Source organism: Streptomyces torulosus (assembly GCF_001419765.1).
GTDB classification, from domain to species: Bacteria; Actinomycetota; Actinomycetes; order Streptomycetales; family Streptomycetaceae; genus Streptomyces; species Streptomyces torulosus.
Map to the genome: position 1 here is coordinate 1 of NZ_LIRK01000051.1, position 7,031 is coordinate 7,031.

Sequence of the window (7,031 nt, forward strand, 5' to 3'; positions counted from 1 at the left end):
TCACGGTCGTCCGGCTCGAAGCGCGCGAGGCCACGGTAGGGCGGGGCGGCCTCGGCCTCTTCCGGCTTCTCCTCCCCTGCCAGCGCCTCGGCCTCCGCCCACCGTGCCTCCCACTGAGCGGGGTCGGCGCCACATGCCTGGACGTACGCCCGGAACACGGCCAACGACGGCAGTCGCTCGCCGCTCGCCGCTTTCGCCAGGGTCGTCACCGAGAAGCCGGCGTTCTTCGCCATGGTCCGGTACGACACACCACCCGCCGAACGGCGCAGCTCCCGAAGATCATGGGCGAGTCGCTGCACCGGACCGGCCGCCGGGTCGACCGGTAGTTCAGGACGCCCCATCGACGAATCCTCTTTCACGCACACCAAGAACAGGCTGATCAGCGATCCAAGGTACTTTTCGCCCGCCTCGGGCGAGAACCCGTTCCGACTGTGATGTTCGCCAGTGGGCTCGTGAAGAACGCGATGCGCGCCGCCGAGGAGAGCACCGTCGCCGGAGGGGCCGGTGGCGGGCGGACTCCACCACCGGCCCCTTCCGATGAAGCGCCGATGGTCAGCGCAGTCGGTCCTTGGCCTTGTAGTACGCCCCGCCGAAGGGCAGGAACCAGGCGGTGCCGTTGTAGAACGGCACCGGAACCTTGGGGAAGCCGAAGCCGCGCAGGGGGTTGGCCTCCGGGTGGCCGTCCATCACCTCGGCCATGGCCCGGCCCATGTACGTGGCCATCTGGACGCCGTGGCCGCAGTACCCCATGGAGTAGTACAGGCCGTCGGCCTCACCCGCGTGCGGGACGCGGTCCCAGGAGAAGCCGACCATGCCGCCCCACACGTAGTCGATCCGCACGTCCGCCACCTGCGGGAAGATCTCCGCCAGTTCCCGCTTCAGGACGTCACCGCTCTTGAGGTCCGAGGCGGGGTCGGAGGGGGCGAAGCGGGCCCGGCCGCCGAAGGCGAGGCGGTGGTCGGGGGTGATGCGGATGTAGTGGCCGATGTTCTTGGAGTCCACGACCACGCGGTTGTTGGGGATGAGCTGCCGGGCCCGTTCCTCGCCCAGCGGCTCGGTGACGATGACGAAGCTGCCGACGTTGATCAGCCGCTTGCGGAACCAGGGCATGGCCTTGTCGCTGTAGGCGTCGGTGGCCGCCATCACCTGCTTGGCGCGGATGGTGCCGTGCAGGGTCTCGACGAGGAAACCGCCCGCCGGGACGCGGTGCAGCGCGACGGCGGCGTTGCGTTCGTGGATCTCGGCGCCGGCGCGTTCGGCGGCCTCGGCCAGGCCGTGGACGTACTTGCCGACGTGCAGGTGTGCGCTGAGCGGGTCGAGCAGGGCTCCGTGGTAGTAGTCGGAGCCCAGCTCGGCACGGAGATCGCTCTTGCTCAGGAGTGTGGTCTCGTGGCCGAAGTTCTCGGCCAGGTCGCGCTGCTTGTCCCGCATGCTCTCGAAGTGCCGCGGCTTGAACGCGACCCCCAGACGCCCTACACGCTGGAAGTCGCAGTCGATCCGCTCCTTGACCGTCAGCTCCTCCACGACGTCCACCGCCGTGCGGAAGGCGTCGTACAGTTCCCGGGCCCGCGGCTGCCCGTAGCGCTTGCGCGCCTCGGCGGGGCTGATGGTGATGCCCTGCGTGCACATGCTGCCGTTGCGTCCGGAGGCGCCCGAGCCGACCTTGTCCTTCTCCACGAGGACGACGTGGGCGCCCTTGCGTGCCGCGTGGTAGGCGGTGGACAGGCCGGTGAGGCCGCCGCCGACGACCACCAGGTCCGCCCGCTCGGGCAGGGGCTTGCCGGTCCGGTCGGGAAAGGCGGGGGCGGTGTCGAGCCAGTAGGGGATCTGCTTCATGACGTACGTCCTCGGGTCTTCCTGGTCGTCCAGGGGTGTTTCTCTTGGTCCCGGCCTCAGCAGCCGAGCAGGGCCGGCAGGCCCGACAGGTCGGGCAGCTCGTCGTAGGGCCGGTAGTCGGCGCTGCCGCTGTGGAACTCGTAGCGGTTGATCCACACGCGGCGCGCGAGACCGAGGTCGCGGGTGGGGATGAGGTCGTACTCCCAGCCCTGGGCCACGTGGATGACCTGGGCGGGGTCGATGTCCATGGCCTGGAAGGCGTACTCGAAGGTCTGCCGGGACGGCTTGTACGCCTTGGCCTGCTGGGCGGTGATGACATGGTCGAACTCGACGCCCATGTGGGCCAGGTTCTGGGCGATGAGGTCGTCGTCCGTGTTGGAGATGATGGCGATCTCGTACCGGGACTTCAGCGCCCGCAGGGCGGCCGGGACCTCGGGGTGGGGGCCGAAGGTGGGCACGGCCTCGACCAGGGCCTCACCGTCGGACGTCCGGTACTCCAGACCGTGCAGACGCATGGCAGCCTCCAGGCTGGAGGGCAGCACCTCGCGGAAGGGGCGGTAGGCCTCCAGGACTGCCTGGAACCGCATGACGCGGAAGTCGTCGAGGAACTCGTCGACGTTCAGGCCGTCCAGGTCCAGCCGGTCGGCGAGGAGCTTCAGGGTGGTGGGGCCGAGCTGGAAGTCGACCAGGGTGCCGTAGGCATCGAAGGTGACGATCTGACGCATGACGTTCAACCTCTTTCCGGGCATATGGGACACCTCGTGCATCGAGGCGTCATGATCTACGTCGAGTGCGGCCGGGTTCGCCGCATCGGGGGTGGTTTCAGGGGGCCTGCCGCGGCGTTGGCGGCGACCCGTAGAGGACGGTGGATGCCGGTCAGGCAGTCGGCGGCAGCACCACTGCTGCTCCGAGTGCGATGAGCGGTTCTCCCACCCGAGGTGATGCGTCAGTGAAGCACCGTGGAGACTTCGGCAACAAGGGACGTGAGGCCGCGAGATCGACCGCGCATATTGTGCCTGTGCACACTCACGTTCCGAGGATCAGGACATCGTCGCCCGGAAGCGGGCGCCCGCGTCGGTCTCCAGCCAGGCCAGGGCGAGGACCAGCCGGGCGGCGTCCGCCGGTCTGGACAGCTTCAGCCCGGTCGCCTCTTCCGCGGCCTGCAGGCGGTTGCCCACCGTGTTCCGGTGGCGATAGGTGCGGGCGGCCACCTCGGCGACCGAGCCCAGGTCGAAGTAGCAGCGCAGGGTCTCGAGGATGCTGTCGCTGTCACGCAGTCCGAGGAGTGGGCGCAGCACGCCGGCGGCCATCGCGCCGGGGAGTTCCTCCTGCGCCGACATGATCGCCCCGACCCAGTGGCCCTCCACATGCCGCACTCCGGGCCGCGTGGAGCTGCGGATCGCGGCGCGCGCGAAGCGGATGCCCCGTGCCGTCAGCGCCAGCCCGGGGACTTCCGCGACGCCGCAGCGCCACGGGGCGAACGGCTGGAGCAGGGCGAGCATGGTCTCCTGGTCGGACCGTCCGTGGCGGATGATGCCGAGGAGTTCGTCGCCCATCCAGCCGAAGTGGCGCAGCAGGCCGCCCCGACGCAGCGCGTCGTCGACCTGGGACAGAGCCGGGTCCCCCGTGGGAACGGACTCGACCACGACCACGGTCAGGGCGACGTGCTCGGAGAAGCCCAGCAGCGTCGACGCCTCGGCGACCGTGGAGGGGTCCTGCTCGCCTTCCAGGACGAGGCGGCTGAAGGCCCGGTTGCGTACCTCCGTACGACGGCTCGCCAGGTCGCGTTCGGTGCGGCGGTAGGCGTCGACGACTTCGACGCTGTTGGCGTCCGTCGCCTCCCAGACGCGGATCAACCCGTCGAGGAAGTCGGGATCGGCGCTGATGCCCCGTGCTCGCCCCTCCTCCAGCACGGCCTCCCACAGGGTCCTGAGGTCCAGCTGGAAGGAGTGCATCAGCGCGGTCAGGGGGAACGCCTGTTCCGCCCGCTCGCGTCCCACGTCCTCGGTGGCGCGTGAGACCGCCGCGGGCACGGGACCGCCGGCCAGCCGGGTCAGGGCGAGTTCGAGGGTTCGCCGCATCCCCTCGCGTTTCTGGACCGGGTCCCAGTCCGCCGACGCGTAGGCGGCCTCCTCGGCTTCCAGCTTCGCGAGAGCACGAGAGGTCAGTTCGTCGAGTCGTTCGTCGAGGAGTCGGCGCGCGATCGCCTGGACGGCGTCGTGGCGTGCCCCACCCATGGGGCGTCCGGGGCTGCTCATGAGGACCGCCTCTCCCGACAACAGCCGTCACCGCACGGACAAGGGGTCGGCTCCGGGTGGTGCCGCCGCCACACCGGGGCGGGCCCCTCACCGAGATTGTGCACAGGCACAAACTACAGGGTGGATGTCGCGGCCTCACGTCCCTTGTTGCCGGATTCCCAGCGGTGTTTCACTGACGCAGCACCTCGGGCTGGAGAGCCGTGGCAGGCCACGCACGTGGAGCAGCCCCAGACGCCGCCGCGGTAGCCATGGCCGCCATCTCCCAGGAACCGCGTCGATCGGACGGTCCGGGAGCCGACCGGCAGCGTCGGGCGAAGGCCCGACACGAGTGGGCGGCAGGGAACAGGCCGAGACCGAGCGCGTGACGCAGGTGACCCGAGCACGTGACGCAGGCCCCCTGTGAGTGATGAGCGGCCTGACGACGAGAGAGAGAACGCACCGATGACCTCAGTGACCACCACCGCCGACCGGGACGGAGCTGCCCTCCCTGGTCCCACCGGCCACCTGCCGGGCCCGCTCCTCGATCACGTGCTGCGGCAGTCCTTCGGGCTCGAGGGATACGTCCAGCACCCACTGGGAGGGGAGGTCGACCAGAACGTACGGATCACCGGCGGCGACGGCATGCGCTACTTCGTACGGGTCACCCGCGCGGAGCCGGACTCGGCCGACGTCCTCTGGCAGAACGCGCTCCTCCAGCATCTGGCCTCCACCGTTCCCGACCTTCCGGTGCCACGGCTGGTCCCGACCCGGGAGCGACAGTGCCTGGCCGCCGTCGTCCACGAGGGCCGGACGCACGTGGTCCGTGTGATGAGCTGGCTGGAGGGCCGGGTGCTGGCGGAGCTCGACGACCACCCGGCGGCGTTGCTGCGTCGGTTGGGAGAAGCCGCTGGGCGGCTGAGCCTCGGGCTGTCCAGCATGGAGCCGCCGGTGGGCTTGGAACCGCACGACTGGGACATGCGCCGGGCCGCCGAGATCGTCGAGGGGTCGCTGCACGCTGTCCAGGACGCGGACCGGCGGGAGTCGGTGCGCACGATCATGGGCTGGTACGACGCTCTCCTGCCGGCATTGGACCGGCTGCCGTGGAGTGTCCTGCACCAGGATCTCAACGACGCCAACGTTCTGGCCGATGCCGACGCCGACGGGGTGCCGCGGATCTCGGGCATCGTCGATCTGGGCGACTCGCTCTACGGTGTGCGCGCGGCGGAGGTGGCGATCGCGGCGGGCTACGCCATGGTCCGCAAGGCCGACCCGCTCGCCGCGGCGGCCGAGGTGGTGGCCGGCTTCCATTCGGTGCTTCCCCTCACGGCGCAGGAGCTGGCGGCTGTCTATCCGTTGGCGGCCGCCCGGCTGTGCATGAACGCCGTGACGTGGACGCGCCGGGTCGCCGAGAGCGACACACCGTACGGCCGGACCCGCGTGCAACACACCTGGCCGACGATCGCGCGGGTGGCCGGGGTCTGCCCCGAGGTCGCCGAGGCGACGTTCCGGGTCGCGTGCGGGCTCCCCCCGACGCGGGAGCAGGGGCGGTTGGAAGAGGTCTTGGCGGAGGCGGTCCGAGACGGTGTCCCGTACGCACCGGCTCCGCGGTTGGTCGACCTGCGACCGGCCAGTGATCTCTACGACGAAGTCGACTGGCACGACGCGAGCGCGGTACGCGCGCGTATCGACGACATCCTCGACGGACGGTGGCGGCGGGGCTACGTGCCCCACCTCAGTGCCTCGCTGCTTCTGGGGGGCCGGCGCCGCCCGGGAGCCGACGAGCCCGCGACGGTCCAGGTCGGCGGCACGCTGATCGTGGCGGACGCCGAGGAGGTCGCCAGCCCGCTGTCCGGCGTCGTCGAGGCCCACGGTGGTCCCGGTGAGCCGTTGGTGCTGCGCCATGCGGTCGAGGGGCTGGAGTTCTGGACGTGCTGGTGGGGGCTGGCCGACTCGCCGCCCGTCGGGGCGAGCGTCCCGGCCGGGGAGCCGTTGGGACGCGCCGGCGTGAGCGAGGGGACGGATCCGCTCGGGCCGCGCGTCCAGGTACAGGTGCACCGCACCGCCCGGATGGCGACCTGGCCGCCGCCTCGTGCCGTGCCGCCCTCCGCACGGCAGGTCTGGAGCCGGCTGTCACCCGACCCCGCCCGGCTCCTCGGGTTCACCGAGTCCCCCGCCGCGGCCCCCGCCGTCGACGACGTCGTCTCGGTGCGCCGTCGCCACATCGCTCGCTCCCAGCGCAACTACTACCGCAAGCCGATGAACCTGGTGCGCGGGCGGGACGTGTGGTTCCACGACGAGGACGGCCTGGCCTATCTGGACTCGCTGAACAACGTCACCCACGTCGGCCATGCCGAGCCACGGGTGACGGCCGCCGCCACCCGACAGCTGCGCAAGCTCAACACCAACAGCCGTTTCGTCTACCCGCAGATCGCCAGTTACGTGCAGAAGCTGGTGGCCACGCTGCCCGACCCGCTCGAGGTCGTCTTCCTCGTGTGCACGGGCAGTGAGGCGAACGACCTGGCGCTGCGGATCGCCCGCCAGGTGACAGGGCGCCGGCACATCGTCAACATCGACGGCGCGTACCACGGCAACACCGGCGTGGTGACCGGGATCAGCCCGAACCGTTACAAGGGCCCCGGCGGCGCCGGCGCACCCGCCACCACCCACGAGGTCGTCATCCCGGACCGCTACCGCGGCACCTACGGATACGACGACGCGGACGCCGGAGCCAAGTACGCGCGCGACGCCGCGGCCGTCATCGAGCGGATCTCGGCCGACGGCCGACCCCCGGCCGCCTTCATCGCCGAGTCCCTGATGGGATCGGGTGGGAACATCGTGTTCCCCGACGGCTACCTCGACGGCGTGTTCACCGCTGCCAGGCGGGCGGGCGCCCTGTGCGTCTCCGACGAGGTCCAGGTCGGCGTCGGACGCCTCGGGCCCTGGTGGGGCTTCGAACTC

Annotated in this window: 5 protein-coding genes; 1 reads left to right on the forward strand and 4 read right to left on the reverse strand. The window is 70.8% G+C overall.

Annotated features, from left to right (window positions below):
* From AOK23_RS04840 to AOK23_RS04855, 4 genes are all read right to left on the reverse strand, one after another.
* Positions 1-341, reverse strand: a 341-nt coding sequence (locus AOK23_RS04840; protein WP_157877937.1) for a helix-turn-helix domain-containing protein, incomplete at its 3' end; no start/stop codon positions are given.
* A gap of 211 nt (positions 342-552) precedes the next feature.
* Positions 553-1,836 carry an NAD(P)/FAD-dependent oxidoreductase gene (locus AOK23_RS04845; RefSeq protein WP_055711500.1) on the reverse strand — a complete coding sequence of 428 codons (1,284 nt, stop codon included), beginning with the start codon at positions 1,834-1,836 and terminating at the stop codon, positions 553-555.
* Positions 1,837-1,892: 56 nt separating this feature from the next.
* Entirely contained in the window at positions 1,893-2,561 is a 669-nt protein-coding gene (locus tag AOK23_RS04850) for a haloacid dehalogenase type II (protein ID WP_055711503.1), read from the reverse strand.
* Positions 2,562-2,876: 315 nt separating this feature from the next.
* A complete protein-coding gene (locus tag AOK23_RS04855) occupies positions 2,877-4,094 on the reverse strand; it encodes a PucR family transcriptional regulator (protein ID WP_079049294.1) in 1,218 nt (405 codons plus the stop codon).
* A gap of 441 nt (positions 4,095-4,535) precedes the next feature.
* On the opposite strand from AOK23_RS04855, the gene AOK23_RS04860 reads away from it, so the two are divergent.
* The coding region (locus AOK23_RS04860; RefSeq protein ID WP_055711502.1) for an aminotransferase class III-fold pyridoxal phosphate-dependent enzyme at positions 4,536-7,031 on the forward strand (2,496 nt) is incomplete at its 3' end.

What these genes read in the sequence shown, in the direction of transcription:
- AOK23_RS04850 (WP_055711503.1), bottom strand. Translation starts at nt 2,561, where the DNA reads ATGCGTCAGATCGTCACCTTCGATGCCTACGGCACCCTGGTCGACTTC.
- AOK23_RS04845 (WP_055711500.1), bottom strand. Translation starts at nt 1,836, where the DNA reads ATGAAGCAGATCCCCTACTGGCTCGACACCGCCCCCGCCTTTCCCGAC.
- AOK23_RS04855 (WP_079049294.1), bottom strand. Translation starts at nt 4,094, where the DNA reads ATGAGCAGCCCCGGACGCCCCATGGGTGGGGCACGCCACGACGCCGTC.